Source organism: Kitasatospora sp. NPDC058406 (assembly GCF_042722765.1).
Lineage (GTDB): Bacteria > Actinomycetota > Actinomycetes > Streptomycetales > Streptomycetaceae > Kitasatospora.
Map to the genome: position 1 here is coordinate 8,696 of NZ_JBHXKE010000131.1, position 17,104 is coordinate 25,799.

General features: G+C 75.0%; 15 protein-coding genes. 9 read left to right on the forward strand and 6 right to left on the reverse strand.

Features of this window, described 5'->3' with window-relative positions:
• Positions 1-449 precede the first annotated feature (449 nt).
• Both ACFWOG_RS24295 and ACFWOG_RS24300 read right to left on the reverse strand, forming a co-directional pair.
• Complete coding sequence (locus ACFWOG_RS24295; RefSeq protein WP_329884897.1) at positions 450-1,094, reverse strand: response regulator transcription factor; 645 nt, start codon at positions 1,092-1,094, stop codon at positions 450-452.
• A complete protein-coding gene (locus ACFWOG_RS24300; RefSeq protein WP_380360949.1) occupies positions 1,091-2,455 on the reverse strand; it encodes a sensor histidine kinase in 1,365 nt (454 codons plus the stop codon). The genes ACFWOG_RS24295 and ACFWOG_RS24300 overlap by 4 nt, the downstream gene beginning before the upstream one ends.
• A gap of 245 nt (positions 2,456-2,700) precedes the next feature.
• Here ACFWOG_RS24300 and ACFWOG_RS24305 point away from each other — a divergent pair, with 245 nt between their 5' ends.
• From ACFWOG_RS24305 to ACFWOG_RS24330, 6 genes are all read left to right on the forward strand, one after another.
• The gene (locus tag ACFWOG_RS24305; RefSeq protein ID WP_329884898.1) at positions 2,701-3,261 is read left to right on the forward strand and encodes a heme-binding protein; all 561 of its coding nucleotides are present in this window, start codon (positions 2,701-2,703) and stop codon (positions 3,259-3,261) included.
• Positions 3,262-3,554: 293 nt separating this feature from the next.
• Positions 3,555-3,971 (forward strand): PPOX class F420-dependent oxidoreductase, encoded by a 417-nt coding sequence (locus ACFWOG_RS24310; protein ID WP_329885010.1) that lies wholly within the window; start codon positions 3,555-3,557, stop codon positions 3,969-3,971.
• 43 nt (positions 3,972-4,014) lie between these two features.
• Positions 4,015-4,440 (forward strand): hypothetical protein, encoded by a 426-nt coding sequence (locus ACFWOG_RS24315; RefSeq protein ID WP_329884899.1) that lies wholly within the window; start codon positions 4,015-4,017, stop codon positions 4,438-4,440.
• Between the two features lie 210 nt (positions 4,441-4,650).
• Positions 4,651-5,535 (forward strand): NAD(P)-dependent oxidoreductase, encoded by an 885-nt coding sequence (locus tag ACFWOG_RS24320; RefSeq protein WP_380360952.1) that lies wholly within the window; start codon positions 4,651-4,653, stop codon positions 5,533-5,535.
• A 371-nt stretch (positions 5,536-5,906) separates the two neighbouring features.
• A complete protein-coding gene (locus tag ACFWOG_RS24325) occupies positions 5,907-7,166 on the forward strand; it encodes an LPXTG cell wall anchor domain-containing protein (protein WP_380360954.1) in 1,260 nt (419 codons plus the stop codon).
• 239 nt (positions 7,167-7,405) lie between these two features.
• On the forward strand, positions 7,406-8,560 hold the full coding sequence (locus tag ACFWOG_RS24330) for a hypothetical protein (protein WP_380360970.1): 1,155 nt from the start codon (positions 7,406-7,408) through the stop codon (positions 8,558-8,560).
• Here the strand turns inward: ACFWOG_RS24330 and ACFWOG_RS24335 are convergent.
• Complete coding sequence (locus tag ACFWOG_RS24335) at positions 8,524-9,264, reverse strand: aquaporin (RefSeq protein ID WP_380360956.1); 741 nt, start codon at positions 9,262-9,264, stop codon at positions 8,524-8,526. The genes ACFWOG_RS24330 and ACFWOG_RS24335 overlap by 37 nt on opposite strands.
• 278 nt (positions 9,265-9,542) lie before the next feature.
• Here ACFWOG_RS24335 and ACFWOG_RS24340 point away from each other — a divergent pair, with 278 nt between their 5' ends.
• Positions 9,543-10,340, forward strand: a complete 798-nt coding sequence (locus ACFWOG_RS24340) for a MerR family transcriptional regulator (RefSeq protein WP_329948337.1) — start codon at positions 9,543-9,545, stop codon at positions 10,338-10,340.
• Positions 10,341-10,415: 75 nt separating this feature from the next.
• Here ACFWOG_RS24340 and ACFWOG_RS24345 read toward each other — a convergent pair whose 3' ends face one another.
• Positions 10,416-11,483: a helix-turn-helix domain-containing protein gene (locus ACFWOG_RS24345; protein ID WP_380360958.1), complete on the reverse strand. Its 1,068-nt coding sequence runs from the start codon at positions 11,481-11,483 to the stop codon at positions 10,416-10,418.
• Positions 11,484-11,723: 240 nt separating this feature from the next.
• Between ACFWOG_RS24345 and ACFWOG_RS24350 the strand changes: the two genes are divergently transcribed.
• Entirely contained in the window at positions 11,724-12,401 is a 678-nt protein-coding gene (locus tag ACFWOG_RS24350; protein ID WP_380360960.1) for an RNA polymerase sigma factor, read from the forward strand.
• Positions 12,398-13,918 carry a hypothetical protein gene (locus tag ACFWOG_RS24355; protein WP_380360962.1) on the forward strand — a complete coding sequence of 507 codons (1,521 nt, stop codon included), beginning with the start codon at positions 12,398-12,400 and terminating at the stop codon, positions 13,916-13,918. Before ACFWOG_RS24350 ends, ACFWOG_RS24355 begins: the two co-directional genes overlap by 4 nt.
• 19 nt (positions 13,919-13,937) lie before the next feature.
• Here the strand turns inward: ACFWOG_RS24355 and ACFWOG_RS24360 are convergent, their stop codons facing one another.
• Both ACFWOG_RS24360 and ACFWOG_RS24365 read right to left on the reverse strand, forming a co-directional pair.
• Positions 13,938-15,440 (reverse strand): aminopeptidase P family protein, encoded by a 1,503-nt coding sequence (locus ACFWOG_RS24360; protein WP_380360964.1) that lies wholly within the window; start codon positions 15,438-15,440, stop codon positions 13,938-13,940.
• Between the two features lie 218 nt (positions 15,441-15,658).
• Positions 15,659-17,104, reverse strand: a 1,446-nt coding sequence (locus ACFWOG_RS24365; RefSeq protein ID WP_380360966.1) for a PP2C family protein-serine/threonine phosphatase, incomplete at its 5' end; no start/stop codon positions are given.

Sequence of the window (17,104 nt, forward strand, 5' to 3'; positions counted from 1 at the left end):
CGTGTTTGTCAGGTTGTTGGGGGTGGTTTTTTTTTTTTACCGGGCGGGGGGGCGCGTCCGCCGCGCCGCCTCCACCCCCGGCGCCGCGTTCGCACGGCTCGATGCGCCGCACCCCCCGACTCCCCGGACTCCCGCCGTCCCCCCTGGCTCCGCTCTCCGGCGAGAGCGCTCCGCACAGGCCCGGCAGGCCCCCTGTCTGCAGGGCGTCGTTGATCTTTACGTTAACAAACCGCATGGTTGGTTTGTCAATAGTGAGATCCACGAAACATCCACATTCTGGGGTGTGGACCGGGGTCGAGGGAAGTCGCCGCCGGGAAAGGGCCGTTCGCGCAGGGAGCGGAGGAGGGGGCGGCGACAGGCGGCGGGAGCGCCGGCCGGAGGCCCGTGGACCCTCGTCGAAATCCGGCATTCCGCGTCGCCGCCGATACCGAACGGGGCCGTCCGAACGCTCAGCGCAGCAGCCGGCGCTCCTTGGCGACGGCCACCGCGCCCGCCCGGGTGTCGACACCCAACTTCTCGTAGATCCGGCCCAGATGGGTCTTCACGGTCGCCTCGCTGATGAACAGCGCGCGGGCGATCTCCCGGTTGCCGAGCCCCTGGGCGAGCTGGGCGAGGATCTCCAGCTCGCGCTCGGTCGGCTGTGGCGCCGGCGCCCGCATCTGCGCCATCACCCGGGAGGCGACCGGCGGGGAGAGCACCGTCCTGCCCTGCGCGGCCGAGTGCACCGCGGCGAACAGCTCCTCCGGCCGCTCGGCCTTCAGCAGGTAGCCGGTGGCGCCGGCGCCGATCGCCCGCGTGATGTCGGCGTCCGTGTCGTACGTGGTGAGGACCAGGACGTGCGGCGCGCCAGGAGCGGCGGTGATCCGCCGGGTGGCCTCCACCCCGTCGATGCCGTCGCCGAGTTGGAGGTCCATCAGCACCACCTGCGGTGCGAGCCGCGCCGCCAGCTCGACCGCCTCCTCCCCGCTGCTCGCCTCGCCGACCACCTCGATGTCACCGGCGCTCGCCAGCAGGGCGAGCAACCCGGCCCGGACCACGGCGTGGTCGTCGCAGACCAGCAGCCGGACCGGGGACGGCACGGGGTCGGTGTTCATCGGGGCTCCGGGGCTTGTCGGCGCTGCTCGGCGGGGGGACGGGGGGCGAGCGGGACCGCGGCGGAGACCACGGTGCCCTCGCCGGGGGCACTCTCCACGGTCAGGGCGCCGCCGAGCTGACGCAGCCGGGCGCGCATCGCGGGCAGGCCGTGGCCGCGGCTGCCGGCGGGGGAGGAGACGGGGGCGCTGTCGGCGGAGGAGGTTCCGGGGGAGGCCGGGTCGAACCCGCGGCCGTTGTCGGCGACGTCCAGCACGGCCTGGTCGCCGAGGAAGGAGAGGGTGAGCGCGGCGGCCGACGCCCCGGCGTGCTCCCGGACGTTGGCCAGGGCCCCCTGGGCGATCCGCAGCAGCGCGGCCTGCGCGGCGGCCGGCAGCGGGGCGGGTGCGCCGTCCAGGTGGAAGCGGACCGGCAGCCCGCTCTCGGCGGACTCCCGTTCGGCGAGCGAGCGGAGCGCCTGGTCGAGCGTGCGGCCGTCGGCGAGCTCGGCGGGTGCGAGGTCGTGGACGAAGCGGCGGGCCTCCGCGAGGTTCCGGGCCGCCACGTCGGCGGCCGTACGGACGTGGGCGCGCGCGGTCGCCGGGTCGCCGTCCCAGGTGCGGTCGGCGGCCTGGAGCAGCATCTGCTGGCTGGAGAGCCCCTGGGCGAGGGTGTCGTGGATCTCCATCGCCAGCCGTTCACGCTCCGCCAGGGTGCCCTCCCGGCGCTCGGTTTCGGCGAGCTCGCGCCGGGTGCGGACCAGGTCGGCGATCAGCGCGCGCTGCCGCTCGGCCTGTCGCTCCATGTACAGGAAGACGGAGGTGGCCAGGGCCGCGACGGCGGGCGGCAGCAGGAGCAGGTTGGCGTCGACCCCGCCGGGCAGCCGCACCTCGCCGACCACCACCAGCAGGGTCAGTGCCGCGACCAGCGGGATCGCCGCCCGGGCCGGCAGGGTCCGCAGCGCCGTGTAGACCAGCGGGACGGCGCACCACGCGAAGCTCGGCGCGATCAGCACCAGTACCACCCAGATCGCGGTCACCAGGGTCAGCGGCCAGAGCCGGCGGCGGCGCCCCGGAGCGGGCGGGCGGTGGTGGGCCAGCCAGGAGCCGACCGGCTGGGCGACGGCCAGGGTGATGCTCAGGCCGAGCACCCAGGGGATGCGCGGGTTGCCGGGGTGATGGGTGAGGAACCGGTTGAGCGAGGTGGCGAGCAGGAGCAGGAAGGCGGAGTCGAGCAGTACGGCCAGCCGGCCCGCGTCCGGGTCGGGGACGTGCGCGTCGGGGTGCGGGCGGGGGCCGTGACCGGTGGGCGCGTCGGAGGCGTCGCCGTCCGGGCCGGGGCCGTCCGGGCCGGGGCCTGCGAGGGGGCGGCCGACACGGTCCACGGGCCCCTCCTCACTCCGCCGCCTGTTCCGTCCGCCCGCCCCGGTCGCGGCGCGCGGGTACGGCGCCGAGCTGCGCCGATCCCTCGATGGTGACCCGTGCGGCCCGGTCGCGCATCAACCGATCGGCTGACGGGTCCGTCGTCCATCATGCCTGCGGGCGGTGTCCGGAACGCCGATGCGGCGCGGGGGGCCGGAACCGGAGGATCGATCCCGTCCCCACCACCGATCCGACGAGGAGCCCGACCATGAAGAAGACCTCCGCCCGCGCCAAGGTGCTGACCGGCACCGTCGCCGCCGCCGCGCTGGCCGCCGCCACCGTGGGCGCCGTCTCGGCCAGCGCCGATTCCTCCGAGACCCCGGCCGTCGCGGCCGCCGTCAAGGCCGACACCCAGAACAAGAACCTCACCCAGACCACCGGCCTGACCATCGAGGCCGCCACCAAGGCCGCCCAGGCCACCCTGGACGCCGCCGCCAAGGCCGGCCAGCGCGTCTCGGTCGCGGTGGTGGACCGGGACGGCATCACCCGGGTCCTGCTCAAGGGCGACGGTGCCGGCCCGCAGTCGCCGGAGTCCGCCGAGCGCAAGGCGTTCACGGCGGTCTCCTGGAACGCGCCCACCTCCGAGCTGGCCAAGCGGCTGGCGCAGGCGCCGAACCTCAAGGACATCCCGGGCACCCTGTTCCTGGCCGGCGGCGCCCCGGTGCAGGCCAAGGGCGCGCCCGTCGCGGGCATCGGCGTCGCGGGTGCGCCCAGCGGCGACCTCGACGAGCAGTTCGCGCAGGCGGGCGTCGCGGCGCTCGGCAAGTAGCGGGTGCCGCGACGCCCGCCGGATCGCGGGCGGCGCGGCCTCGGCAGGGAACGGGCGTCGAGGCCCTCGTCGGGCAGCCGGACGCCCGGCACGGGACGTGCGCGCCGGGGCGGGCCCCCGACCGCCCCGGCGCGCACCGCACGCACCTGCCCCGGCCGGGGCCGTACGAGCCCCGCGCGGGTGGGTGCGGTTCGGCACGCTCCGGGGCACCACGGCGCACTCCGGCGCGAACAAGGTGGCCGGACATCCGCGCGCCGCGCCGTCCGAGCGGTCAGGATGGGGGCATGGCAGACATGACCGCGGCCGAATGGCGCGCCTTCCTCACCGCCGGCACCCGTACCGCCAAGATCGCCACCACCCGGGCCGACGGCCGCCCGCACGTGGCGCCGGTCTGGTTCCTGCTGGACGGTGACGAGATCGTCTTCAACACGGGTGCCGCCACCGTCAAGGGCCGTACGCTGGCCCGCGACGGCCGGGTGATGCTCTGCGTGGACGACGAGCGGCCGCCGTTCTCCTACGTCCTGGTCCAGGGCACGGCCCGGCTCGTCGACGACCTGCCCGAGGTGCGGGAGTGGGCCACCCGGATCGCCGCCCGGTACATGGGGGAGGACCTCGCCGAGCAGTACGGCGCCCGCAACGGCGTCCCCGGCGAGCTCCTCGTACGGGTGAAGATCGAGAAGGTCAGCGCAGAACACGGGGTTGCCCACTGAAAAGCCTGTGCCGCTGTCAGTGCCGCGTGGCAGGCTTCCCGCTATGACGGCGTGGACCCTCAACGACATCGAACGTGCGATCCGCTCCTCCTGGGGTGTCGACACCTGCGCGCCCGAGGACCTGGCCCACTGGCGTCCCGACAACCCCGCCCGCGGCCAGTGCGGGGCGACCGCCCTGGTGGTGCACGACCTGCTCGGCGGCGAACTGATGATGGGCGAGGTGTACGCCGGCGGCGTCCGGACGGACCTGCACTGGTGGAACCGGTCCGCCGCCGGCGTCGAGGTCGACCTCACCCGGTCGCGGTTCGGCCCGGACGAGCGGGTCGGCCCCGGCCGCCCGGTCGCCCGCCCGCAGCGCCCGGGCCGGCTCCAGGCCCAGTACCAGCTGCTGCGCGGCCGGGTCGTCGCACACCTTGAGGCCGGCCGGGCGGTCGCCGCCGGCCGGCTGCCGGAGCGGGCCTGCGCCTGAGCCGGCACCCTGGTCGGCACCCGAGCCGATTCCCGAACCGATTCCCGAGCCGCTGCCCGGGCCGCCGCCCGGACGGGACCCGCGACGGGACCCGCGACGGACGGACCGGAACGGCGCGCCCGCCCGCCGGGCCGGTCGTCGCCCGCTGACGTACAGTCGGGCGCATCGTGGCCGGACGACCGGCTCACCGGGCGGCAGCAGGAGTGTGCGATGGGCGGGACGACGGTCGGCTTCGTCGGACTGGGCGCGATGGGCCGGGGCCTGGCGGCGAACCTGCTGGGGGCCGGGTACACCGTCCGGGTCTGGAACCGCTCGCCCGGACCGGTGGCCGAGCTGGTCGCCCGGGGCGCGCAGGCGGCCGACGGGCCGGCGGACGTGTTCGCCGCCGGGGTGGTGGTCTCCATGCTCGCCGACGACACGGCCTTCGAACGGCTGCTGCTCGACCCGGAGCTGCTGGCTGGCGCCGCCGCCGGCGTGCACGTCAACATGGCCACGGTCTCGGTGGCGCTCGCCGAACGGGCCGAGGCCCTGCACACCGAGCACGGCATCGGCTACGTCGCCGCACCCGTGCTCGGCCGGCCACCGGCGGCCGCGGCCGGGACGCTCGACATCCTGACCGCCGGGAGCCCGGACGCGCTGGCGGCGGTCGAGCCGCTGCTGGCCGCCATGGGCCGGCGCACCTGGCACTTCGGCGACCGCCCGGTCCAGGCCAACGCCGCCAAGATCAGCACCAACTTCCTGCTGGCCTGCGCGATCGAGTCGCTGGCGGAGGCGTGCAGCCTGGCCGAGGCCAACGGGGTCCGCCCGACCGACCTGGTCGAGATGCTCACCGGCACCCTCTTCCCCGGACCGGCCTACACCGGCTACGGCTCGATGGTGGCCGAACGCCGGTACGAGCCGGCCGGGTTCAGGCTTCCGCTGGGCCTCAAGGACGTCGACCTCGCGCTCACCGCGGGCGCCGCGGCGCACGTCCCGCTGCCGTTCGGCAGCGTGCTGCGGGACGCCTTCCTGGACGCGCTCGCCCACGGGGACGGCGAGAAGGACTGGGCGGCCGTCGCCGCCGTCGCCCGCCGCCGGGCCGGCTTGCCGGCGTAGCGCCGGCCGGCGCTACGCCGGGCACGGCCGGGTGCGAACCGGTGGCCGTCACCCGGAACCGGACGGAGGCCGCACGCGTTGGAGCCGTCGGGTTCAAGCCACGGAGGTGTACGACACGGTCCCCACAGGCGTGTTCCGGTCACTTCGTGAGCATCTGACGGAAGGGATCAAAAGCCCTGTCAGGGGGCCGAGTTGGGTCAATTGGGCAGATATCGGGCGGGGTTCGGGACAACACGGCACCCGCCTTTCCGAGTGGCTGGTTCCTTCGGTAGTCTCCGTCGGACTTCCAGCTTCGCGGGGGGAAGGCAGCTCGGACAGCAGCGTCCGCCCGCGCTCCCGGGTCCTGCCCGGACACTCTCGTGAGGTCTCCCGTGTCCATCTCCATACCGCGCAGTCTCGCCCTCGCCGGTGCCACCGCGCTGGCTGCCTCGATGGCCCTGACCGGTGCCCAGGGTGCCGTCGCCGCCGCCACGGGCTCGCCGTCGGCCGCCGCGCCGCAGGCCGCCAAGGCGGCTTCCCGCCAGCTCGACCTGTCGCTGGACGGGGTGCCGAGCACCTTCGTCGCGGGCGGCGAGTCCAAGCAGTTCAGCTTCACCATCGACAACGACACCAAGACGGACTTCGTCTTCTACCCGCTGCTCAAGTTCAAGAACGCCAAGGGCAACCTGCGCGCGGACCAGCTCAAGGTCGAGTACCAGCTGCCCGAGGGCCTGGACAAGACCAAGACGTGGCTGCCCGCCGCCCCCGCCCCGGGCGGCGGTGAGACCGACGACGACGGTGTGCTGTTCCTGCTCAGCAAGCTCGTCAACGGCAACCCGGACTACGAGAACTCGCTGCTCGCCGTCAAGAAGGGCAAGAGCCTCACCCTCACCGTCCGCGTCGCGGTGACCAAGGACGCGCCGCTCGGCACGGCCGGGGTCGTCCCCGTGGTCTTCTCCGCGGCGGCCGAGGGCAACACCCCCATCGGTGAGGGCGAGTTCAGCTGCGACGGCATCCACGGCGAGCGTTTCACCATCGTGCCCGGCGGCAAGCCGAGCCCGACCGCCACGCCGTCCACGACGAAGCCGACCACCCCCAGCACGAGCCCGACGGTGAAGCCGACCGGCAGCCCGTCGGCCACCACGACGCCGACGGGAACCCCCTCGCCGTCCGCCACGGTGACCCCGAGCACCACCCCGAGCGGGACGGCGACCCCGAGCACCACCGCGAGCCCGTCGGCCACGACGACCGCTTCCCCGTCCGCGACCGCGACGCCGTCCACGACGGCCACGCCGTCCGCGAGCACGACGCCGTCCGCGAGCACCTCGCCGAGCGCCCCCGTCACCACCGCGCCCGCCACGACGGCTCCGGCCACCACGGCTCCGGAGAGCCCCACCCCGGCGCCCAGCGGCTCCGGTACGCGGGAGCCGATCGACTTCCCGGTGAGCATCCCGAAGGTCTCGCCGCCGCCGATCACCCCGGCCGCCGTGGTCAAGGCGAACGCCAACGCGGACAACGCCGAGAAGGCGCTGGCCACCACCGGTGGCGGTGACAACACCACCGCCATCGCGATCGCGGGTGGCGCCGTCCTCGCGGCCGGTGTCGGCACCCTGGTGGTGCTCCGCCGCCGTCGCTCCGCCCAGCAGGGCTGAGCCGCACCGCCGACGCCCGTCGACGACGCGCACAGCTGACGCCCGTCGCTGACGCACATCGCTGACGCGTACCGCCCGTGCTCCCGCACCCCGGGGGCACGGGCGGTTTCGTCAGGTCACCTAGGATGGCGGGCCGAGGGGGCGGAACGGCGGACGAGGTGGGTGTGCGGGAACGGGGTTCGGGGCGTCCGGGACGGGCCGGCACGGACTACGGGGCGGCCACCGGCCGGATCGCCGGGTTGCCGGTCCGCCGGCACCACGTCCTGCTGGTCGCCTGGACGGTGCTCTGGTTCCTGCTGGTCGAACCGAGCGGCGGCTTCTCCTGGCACTACCTCCGGCAGGGCGAGGAACTGCTCTTCAGCGACCGGCCCGACGGTGGTCTCTCGCTCTACGCACACCACCCCGAGCTCCAGATCGGCCCGGTCAGCCTGGCCGTGGCACGGCTCTTCGGCCCGTTCCCCGCACACACCGGCGCGGTCCTGGCCGAGGCGGTGATGTCCGGGCTGGGCCTGGCGATGCTGGTCCTGGTCGGCCGCACCGCGGCCCGGCACTACCTGGGCACCGGTACCAACCACCGCCGGCTCCAGCAGCGGCTGCTGATCGCCGGGCTCGCGTTCATCCCGATGTGGGTCGAGGTGTCCGTCCGCTTCGCGCACCTGGACGACGTGCTGGCGCTCTTCTTCACCACCCTCGCGGTGCACGAGCTGAGCCGGGGACGGGCCTGGCTGGTCGGCGTCTTCCTGGCGCTGGCGGTCGACTCCAAGCCGTGGGCGCTGGCGTTCGCGCCGCTGATCCTCGCCCTGCCCCGGCCGGCCTGGCTGCGGACGGCGCTCTGGTTCGCCGGGCTGGTGGCCGTCGCCTGGCTGCCGTTCTACCTGGGCGACCTCGACACCATGGCGGCCGCCAAGTTCACCATCCCCAACCAGCCCGCCTCCGCCCTGCGATGGTTCGGGGTGACCGACCCGGCCACCCCGTGGTGGGACCGGCCGGCCCAGTTCGCGCTCGGCCTCACGCTGGGCTGCCTGGCGGTCCGGCGGGGCCGCTGGCCGGCCGTCGTCCTGCTCGGGGCGGACGCCCGGATCCTGCTCGACCCGAGCGTCTACACGTACTACACCGCGTCGATCCTGCTCGGCACCCTGCTCTGGGACACGGTCGGCCAGCAGCGCCTGGTGCCGTGGTGGAGCTGGATCGCGCTGGCCTCGCTGTACGGGGGCACGCTGCTGCTCCCGTCCGACGCGGCACGCGGCCTGGCCAGGCTGGCCTTCGTGGTGGTGTCCGCCGGGTACGTGCTGTTCTGGCCCGACCGGCGACGGCGCGGGCCGCGCGGGCGGTCCGGGCGTAGGGGACCACGGTCCGTTCAGCCGCAACCCGAACGCGAACCGGTGACGGCCTGACCGTCCGCCGCCCGGTGCACCCTGCCGGTCGACAGGGCCGCGAGCGCGAGCCCGGCCGCGGCACCCGCGGTCTGCGCGAGGACGAAGCCCGGGACGGACCCCGGGGCGATGCCGGTCCAGCCGTCGGTGAACGCCCGGCCGAGCGTGACGGCAGGGTTGGCGAAGCCGCCCGAGGAGGTCGCCCAGCAGGCGGCCCCGACCCAGAGCCCGACTGCCGTCGACACCGGTCGCCGACGGCCGCCGCCCGCCGACACGGTCACCACCAGCAGCAACGTTCCGGTGGCCACCGCCTCGCCGAGCAGGAGCGCCCCGCCCCCGCGCGGCACCGCGGACAGTTCGAACAGCGGGTGCCCGAACATCGCGTCGGCCAGTCCCGTCCCCGCGAGCGCGCCGGCGGTCTGCACCGCGGCGTACGCGGTCGCCTCGCGCAGCGGCAGACCGGTGGGTGTCCGTCGCCCGGTCCACCAGCACCCGGCCGTCACCAGTGGATTGAGGTGACCGCCGGAGACCGGCCCGAACAGGTCGACCAGCACCGCCAGGGCGGCGGCCGAGGCCCCCACGTTCGCGAGGAACCGCACCCCGGCGTCCGCGGTCAGCGCGTCGGCCCGGAAGCCGGAGCCGACCACGACGGCGGCCAGCACCGCGGTGCCGACCGCCTCCGCGGCCAGCCGGCGGCGCAGGGGCGGAGCGGGAGGGGTGGTCATGCGCCCATGCTGGCCGCCGCCCGCAGGGCCCGGCAATTGGCGGCTCCGTCCAATCCGGACCGGCCACCGGACCGCCCGCTCGGAGACTCGTCCACGTGGGCCGCGCGCGCCTGGCGTCCACGTGGGCCGCGCGCGCCTGGCGTCCACGCGGGCCGTGCGCGCGGGGCGTCCATGTGGGCCGTGCGCGCGGGGCGTGCGCGCGTCGCACCCGTGAAACTGGACTTGACCCTCACGCAACGGGAGGAAAGAGAGTGGGGCAGCACGAAGGGAGAACCCGGATGAACGGCGGCGAAGGGCCCGACCGTACGGGGTACGCGGTCGGCGCGGTGGCGAAGTTCGCCAAGGTGACCGTCCGCACCCTGCACCACTACGACGAGATCGGCCTGCTGTCCCCCCGGGGCCGCACCCGGGCCGGCTACCGCCGGTACGACGAGGCCGACCTCGACCGGCTGCAGCGGATCCTGTTCTACCGCGAACTCGGGTTCCCCCTGGAGGAGATCGCGGCCGTCCTGGACGACGGCTCGGTGAGCCCGAGCGAGCACCTGCGGCGCCGGCACCGACTGCTGACCGACCGCATCGCCCGCCTCCAGGAACTGGCCGCGGCCGTCGAACACGCCATGGAGGCAGAGAAGATGGGCATTCAGCTGACCCCGGAGGAGAAGTTCGAGGTCTTCGGCGACTCCTACCGCGAGGAGTGGGAGACCGAGGCCGAGCAGCGCTGGGGCTCCGGTGACGCCTGGGCGGAGTCCCGGCGCCGCACCGGCGGCTACGGCAAGGCCGACTGGGAACGGATCAAGGCCGAGGGGGACGCGCTCAACGCCCGTCTGGCCGAGGCCTTCACCGCCGGTGAACCGGCCGGCGGCGGCCCGGCGGCGGACCTCGCCGAGGCGCACCGGCAGCAGATCACCGACAACTTCTACGCGTGCGGCTACGAGATGCACCGCTGCCTCGCCGAGATGTACGTCGCCGACCCGCGCTTCACCGCCGTCTACGACGGGCTCGCCCCCGGCCTCGCGCAGTGGCTGCACGACGCCATCCTCGCCAACGCGGCCCTCCGCACCGGGACGCAGGCGTGACCCGATGACCGGGCCCCGGCCGTCCTCCGCCACGGGACGCCCGCCGGGGCCCCGGACCCCCCGGACCCCCCGGGCTCAGGCGCCGCCGTGGCCGAAGGAGCGGCGGTAGGCGGTGGGCGAGGTGCGCATCACCCGGCCGAAGTGGTGCCGGTAGGTGGCGGCACTCTCGAAGCCGACGGCGACGGCGATCTCCTCGACGGTCCCGGCGGGTGCTTCGAGGAGGGGCAGGCTGGCCGCGACGCGCTGGCTGATCACCCAGCGCATCGGGCTGGTGCCGTTGCGGGCGGTGAAGTGCCGCAGGAAGGAGCGGTCGGACATCCCGGCGGCCCGGGCCAGCAGGGTGACGGTCAGCGGCGAGGCGAGGTGGTCCAGCGCCCACTGCATGGAGCGGCCGATCCCGTCGTCCCCCTCCTCGACCGGCCGGACCGCGGCCTCGACGAACTGCGCCTGGCCGCCGTCCCGGTGAGGCGGCACGACGAAGCGGCGGGCCACGCTGTTGGCCACCCGGGCGCCGTGGTCGCGGCGGACCAGGTGCAGGCAGAGGTCGATCCCGGCGGCGCTGCCGGCGCTGGTCAGGACGGAGCCGCTGTCCACGTACAGCACGTCGGGGTTGACCCGGACCGCCGGGTGACGCTGCTGGAGCAGTTCCGCGTACCGCCAGTGGGTGGTGGCCTCGCGGCCGTCCAGCAGGCCGGCGGCGGCGAGTGCGAAGGCTCCGGAGCAGATGGAGACGATCCGGGCGCCGCGTTCGTGCGCGGTGCGCAGCGCGGCGACGAGGCCGGGGGAGACCCCGCCGGCCTGGCGGCCGGGAGGCGCGCCCACGCCGCCGAAGGCGTTCGGCACGCCGGGCACCACCACCGTGTCGGCGGCGGCGAGTTCGTCCAGGCCGTGTTCGGCGGTGAGGGAGAAGCCGCCGACGGAGCGGAGCGGGGTCCCGGGGCGGTCGGCGCAGACCTTGAGCCCGTACCAGGGGGCGGCGAGCAGCCCGCTCAGCTCCGGCCTGGCGAGCCCGAACACCTCGACCACGACGCCGAGTTCGAACGGTGTCATGCCGTCGAAGGCGTACACGGCGACGTCGTGGACCGGCTCCGGGCGCCGTCCGATGGTGACGGCCACCGGCCCGGTGGTCTGCTGGTCGGCCATGGGGTCCCCTCGGGCGGGCGGCGCGGCTGGCGGGATGTCGGGGAGTGTAGCCGTTTCGGCCGGATCCGATTTCCCGGAACCGGGCAGCAACCCCGGGCGCCCCCACACGTCCATAGGTACGGGGGCGGGGGGAGCCGGAGAACCGGTACTGGCAGTATTCCCGCAGATCACAACCTTGATCACGTGTCATGACGGGGCCGGTTCGCGCCGGGAGCCGTCCTGGGGGAAAGCAGAACGTACATGTCCATGGCCATCGGGCCGATCGCGGGACGGGGTGGGGGGCGGCGTTTCTCCCTCGCCGGGTTGACGGGGCTGCTGTTCGGCGCGCAGGAGGCCGAGGCGCCCGCCGGTCCGGTCGGGGAGCAGGGGCCGGCGCAACGGCGCATGGGCTTCAGGCTGCTCCGCGGAGGGCGGTCGACGGCCGAGGAGGAACGGCCCACCCTGACCGACCTGTACCACGCGCACCGGCTGGGCCTGGTACGCATGGCGGTGCTGCTGGTGGACCACCAGGACCTGGCGGAGGACGTGGTCCAGGAGGCCTTCACCCAGCTCTACCAGCGACACGGGGAAACGCTGGACGACCTGGACAACGCGCTCGGGTACCTGCGCACCTCGGTCGTCAACGGCGCCCGGTCGATGCTGCGCCGCCGCAAGACCGCGCGCGAGTACGTTCCCCCGCACGAGGCGGACGCACCGTCGGCGGAGGACCACGCGGTGCTCAACGACGAGCACCGCCGGGTGCTGGTCGCCCTGCAGGAGCTGACCACGCGTCAGCGCGAGGTGCTGGTGCTGCGGTACTGGTCCGACCTCTCGGAGGCACAGATAGCCGAAACCCTGGGACTCTCCCGGGGCGCCGTGAAGTCCACCGCCAGCCGGGCACTGGACGCCCTGGAAAAGCATCTGGAGAAGGTTCGATGACCGACAGGCTTCCCCGCCGTCCCGGCGGCGGCGACGACGGGCCGGACGAGACCCCGGTCGAACGGCTGCTCCGCGAGGCGATGAGCGCCCGCGCGGCGCAGATCGGTGCGCACGACCTCCGTCCGGCGGCGCCCCCGAACCGGCGGGTCCGCCGGCTGCGGCCGGTCTACCTCGCAGCCGTCCCGCTGTTCGCCCTGGCCGCCGCGCTGGCGTTCGGCGTGCTCGGCTTCCGCGGCGACACCGTGGCCAGGCAGCAGGACCCCGGCCCGGCCGCCACCGTGACCGTCACGGAGACGCCGTCACCGGTCCCGACGCCGACCCCGACACCGGAGCCGAGCCCCACGGCGGCTCCGACCGCGGACGCCTCCCCGTCGGCCGACGCCGACGAGGAGGCCGGGCCGGGCGACCGGCCGACCGGCGGCGCGACCGGCGCGCCGCTCGGCGGCCAGGTGCCGCAGAGCACCTCCGGCGGCACCCCGCCGGTCACCAGCACGTCGAGCAGCAGTGCCCCGCCGCAGACGGCGGCCGTTCCGTACACCTTCCGCGGCGTCAAGTTCAAGGTCCCGCCGGGCTGGCGGGTGTCACCGCCCAAGCCGACCGACGACCGGGTCTGCGTGCTCAGTCCGGGGGCGCCGACGAGCGCCCAGCCGGGCTGGTCGCCGGACTCCTGCGAGCCGTACGGCGTCTCCGTCGTGGTGTACGACTCGGCGAGCGAGGTCGAGGGCGCGACCTGGCCCACGACGGCGGACCTCGGCTCGACCTCCGGGTGGGGGCACCAGCCCACGTGCCCGATCTGGGGGAGGCCCTACATCCCCACCGGCCCGTACGCGTCGGTGGGCGCACCGGTCCGGACGAAGGACATCGTGGCCGGCCGGGCGATCGACAAGACGCAGTGGCAGGTGTCCTGCACCAGCGCCGACACGTTCACCGCCCAGCTGTGGGGGCTGTCGGCCGACCAGGTGTTCATCGTGGCCAACGGACTCAAGCCGGAGTACCAGGCGGGCCTGGTGTCGCTCCTGGACACGCTGAACGTCAGCGGGCACCCGGCTCCGGTGCAGGTGCCGCACCAGAACGACGTGAGCGTGAGCGTCGAGGGGATCGGCGTCGGCCAGCAGGTGCCGAACGACGGCAGCGCGGTGCCGGTCACGGTCACGTACAAGAACACCAGCCAGACCGACTACGCGGCGATGGTGCCCTTCGTCTACGCCGAGCCGTACCCGGGGGCGCCCGCCGCGGGGGCGGGCTCCGCCGTGCGCGGCACGGTGGAGCGGCAGGACGGCGCCGGTGCCTGGCAGACGTACGACATCGGGATCACCAAGCCCGCCAGGGACGGGTCCAACGGAATCGTCGCCCTCGCGCCCGGGCAGAGCGTGACGCTGAAGCTCCGGCTGAAGCTGACCCCCCAGGACGGCGCGGGGGTGATGCCGGTGACCTTCACGGCGATGGTGGTGCCCCAGCAGGGGCCGGGGAGCGTCGTGGGCACCCGCACCATCCCGGTGCGGGTGGTCGTGAAGTAGACGATGCCGGTCCGCGGGGTCAGGCGAGCGAGGCCATCCACGCCTCGACGTCCGCGGCGCGGCGCGGCAGGCCGGCCGAGAGGTTCTCGTTGCCGTCGGCGGTGACCAGGATGTCGTCCTCGATCCGGACGCCGATGCCGCGGTACTCCTCGGGGACGGTCAGGTCGTCCTGCTGGAAGTAGAGGCCGGGCTCGACGGTGAGCACCATGCCCGGCACCAGCAGCGCGTCGACGTGCTCCTCGGTGCGGGAGTGGGCGCAGTCGTGGACGTCCAGGCCGAGCATGTGGCCGGTGCCGTGCAGGGTCCAGCGGCGCTGGAGCCCCAGCTCCAGGACCTTCTCGACGTCGTGGACCGAGGGGTCCAGCAGGCCCCAGGCGAGCAGGCGCTCGGCGAGCACGCGCTGCGAGGCGTCGTGGAAGTCGCGGAAGCGGGCGCCGGGCTTCACGGCCGCGATGCCGGCCTCCTGCGCGTCGTAGACCGCGTCGTAGATCTTCCGCTGCAGCTCGTCGAAGCGGCCGCCGATCGGCAGCGTGCGGGTGACGTCGGCGGTGTAGAGGGTGGCCGTCTCGACGCCGGCGTCGAGCAGCAGCAGCTCGCCGGGGCGGACGTCGCCGTCGTTGCGGACCCAGTGCAGGGTGGTGGCGTGCGGGCCGGCGGCGCAGATCGAGCCGTAGCCGACGTCGTTGCCCTCGACGCGGGCGCGGCGCCAGAAGGTGCCCTCGATCCAGCGCTCGGAGGTGGCGACGGCCTGGCCGAGCTCGCGGACGCAGTCGGTGAAGCCGTTGACGGTGGCGGTGCAGGCGGCGCGCAGCTCGCCGATCTCCCACTCGTCCTTGACCAGCCGCAGGCCGCTCAGGAACTCCTTGAGCCCGGCGTCGCGGTCGGCGTCCAGCACGTCGGCGAGTGCGGCCTCCAGGCCGGCGTCGTAGCCGCGGACGATCCGGGTCGGGGCGCTGCCGGTCCGGGCGTGCTCGGCCAGCTCGTCGGCGGCCTTGCGGACGTCGCGGGCGGGCAGGCCGAGCAGCTGCTCCTGCTCGGCGAGGCTGTGCCGGCGGCCGACCCACAGCTCGCCGTAGCCGTCCAGCCAGAACTCGCCGTTCTCGCGGTCGGAGCGGGGCAGCAGGTAGAGGCCGAACGCGTGGCCGGTGTCACCGGTGGGCTCGGCGACCAGCACGGCGTCCTCGGTCTGGTCACCCGTGAGGTGGACGTACTCGCTGGCGGCACGGAAGCTGTACTCGGTGTCGTTGGCGCGCACCCGCAGGTTGCCGGCCGGGACGATCAGCCGCTCGCCGGGGTAGGCGGCGGAGAGCCGGGCGCGGCGCTCGGCGGTGTAGGGGGCCTGGGCGATCGGGGCCAGGCCGTGCAGCTCGGTGTCGGCCCAGCCGGACTTCATCGAGGCGGCGAGTTCGTCGGAGACCTCGGAGTAGAGGCCGTTCTTGCGGCCCTTGAACTGCTGCGGCTGCTCGTCGCCGCCGGCGGCCTCGGGGTTCTCGGCCACCGCCGGGGTGCGGTCCTCGGTCACGTACGTCGCCTCCTTGCGCGTGGTGCCGCTTCGGTCGTGTCGGATCGCGACACACCTGGGCGGCCGTGCGTCCATGGTACGGACGCCCGGCCGCTCGACTGTTCGGGGTCGTTCGAGGCCGTTCGGTTCCGGCCGGTCCGGCGGCCCCCGGAAGGTCCGGAAGGCGGCGGAGGCCCGGGGCACCGGTGCTCCGGGCCGGTGCACCGGCCCGGACGCCCTCACTCGAAGCGGGCCGCCAGCAGCAGCAGGTCGTCGGTGGCCTGACCGGGGGCGGGGGAGCCCGGGGCGGCCTCCTCCCGTCCGGCGCAGACCGCCAGCAGGTGCGCGCAGAGCCGGTCCGGGTCGGTGCGGACGTCACGGGGCGCGTCGGCGGCGGCCCGGCGCAGGCCGGCCTGCCCGGCGTGCAGGGTCGGGCCGAACCGGCGGGCCAGGCCCTCGGTGTACAGCACCAGGGTGTCGCCCCGTTCGGCGGTCAGCTCGACGCCGGGCGCCTCCCAGCAGGAGAGCATGCCGAGCGGTGCGGACAGCGAGGTCTCGACGAACTCGGCGCCGTACCGGGTGACCAGCACGGGCGGGCAGTGGCCGGCTCCGGCCAGGGTGATCCGGCGCTCCTCCGGCTCCACCCAGGCGTAGACGGCGGTGGCGCTGCGGGCCGGCTCGGTGGTCTTGAGCAGCAGTTCGAGGTCGCCGAGGACCGAGACCGGGTCCTCGCCCTCCAGCACCGCGTACGCCCGCAGCGCGGACCTGACCCGGCCCATCGCGGCGGCCGCGCCGGGGGCGGAACCGGGACCGGCGCCCGGCCCGTCGCCGGAGACCGAGCCGACGGTGAGGCCGACCGTGCCGTCCGGCAGCGGGATGGCGTCGTACCAGTCGCTGCCGGAGGAGCGGTCCAGCCCGGCCGGGACCAGCCGCGCCGCCAGCCGCAGGCCGGCGGGCTGGGGGAGGCGGTCGGGCAGCAGGCCGCGGCGCAGGGCCTCGGTGGTGCGCCGGACCTTCTCCGCGTCCAGCTGCTTGGCCAGCAGCGGGGCGGCGACCTCGCAGTAGCGGCGGGCCAGCTCGCGCCGGCGGTCGGTCGGTGCGGCGGGTTCGTCGTAGAACCAGAGGGCGGCGGCCAGCGGGCCGTCCTCCTCGGTGGCCAGCGGCAGGCCGTAGCAGCCGCCGAGGCCGAGGCCGGCGGCCAGCTCGCGGAGCCGGGCGCCGACGGCTGGGTCGTGGGCGAGGTCGTACGACTGCAGCTCGGCGGGCCGGTCGTGCTCGCGCAACAGCCGGGCGACCAGGCTCTGGTCCGGCGGGACCGTCTCCAGCGAGCCCAGGCTGGCACGGTTCAGGCCGAGGCCGAGCGGCTGGCCGGGGCCACCGGGCAGCGCGGTGACCAGCAGGGCCCGGCGGGCGCCGAGCAGTTCGGTGCCGGAGGCCAGGACGGCGGCGAGGGTGGCGTCGACGCCGCGGGCGCGGGCGAGCAGTTCGGTGTGCTCGTGCAGGCTGGCGAAATCGGACAGCTGTCCGGCCAAACGGTCCTGCACCGCGGACGCGGGTGCGGTCCGTCCGTCGACCGCTGCGACCTTCTCGCCGGGCGCGGTCCGGTCGTCGGGTGCCGTCCGGTCGTCGGGGGTCGCCGTCCCGTCCGGCGCGGCGCGGGGGTCGTCGGGGGTGCGGTCGGCGGC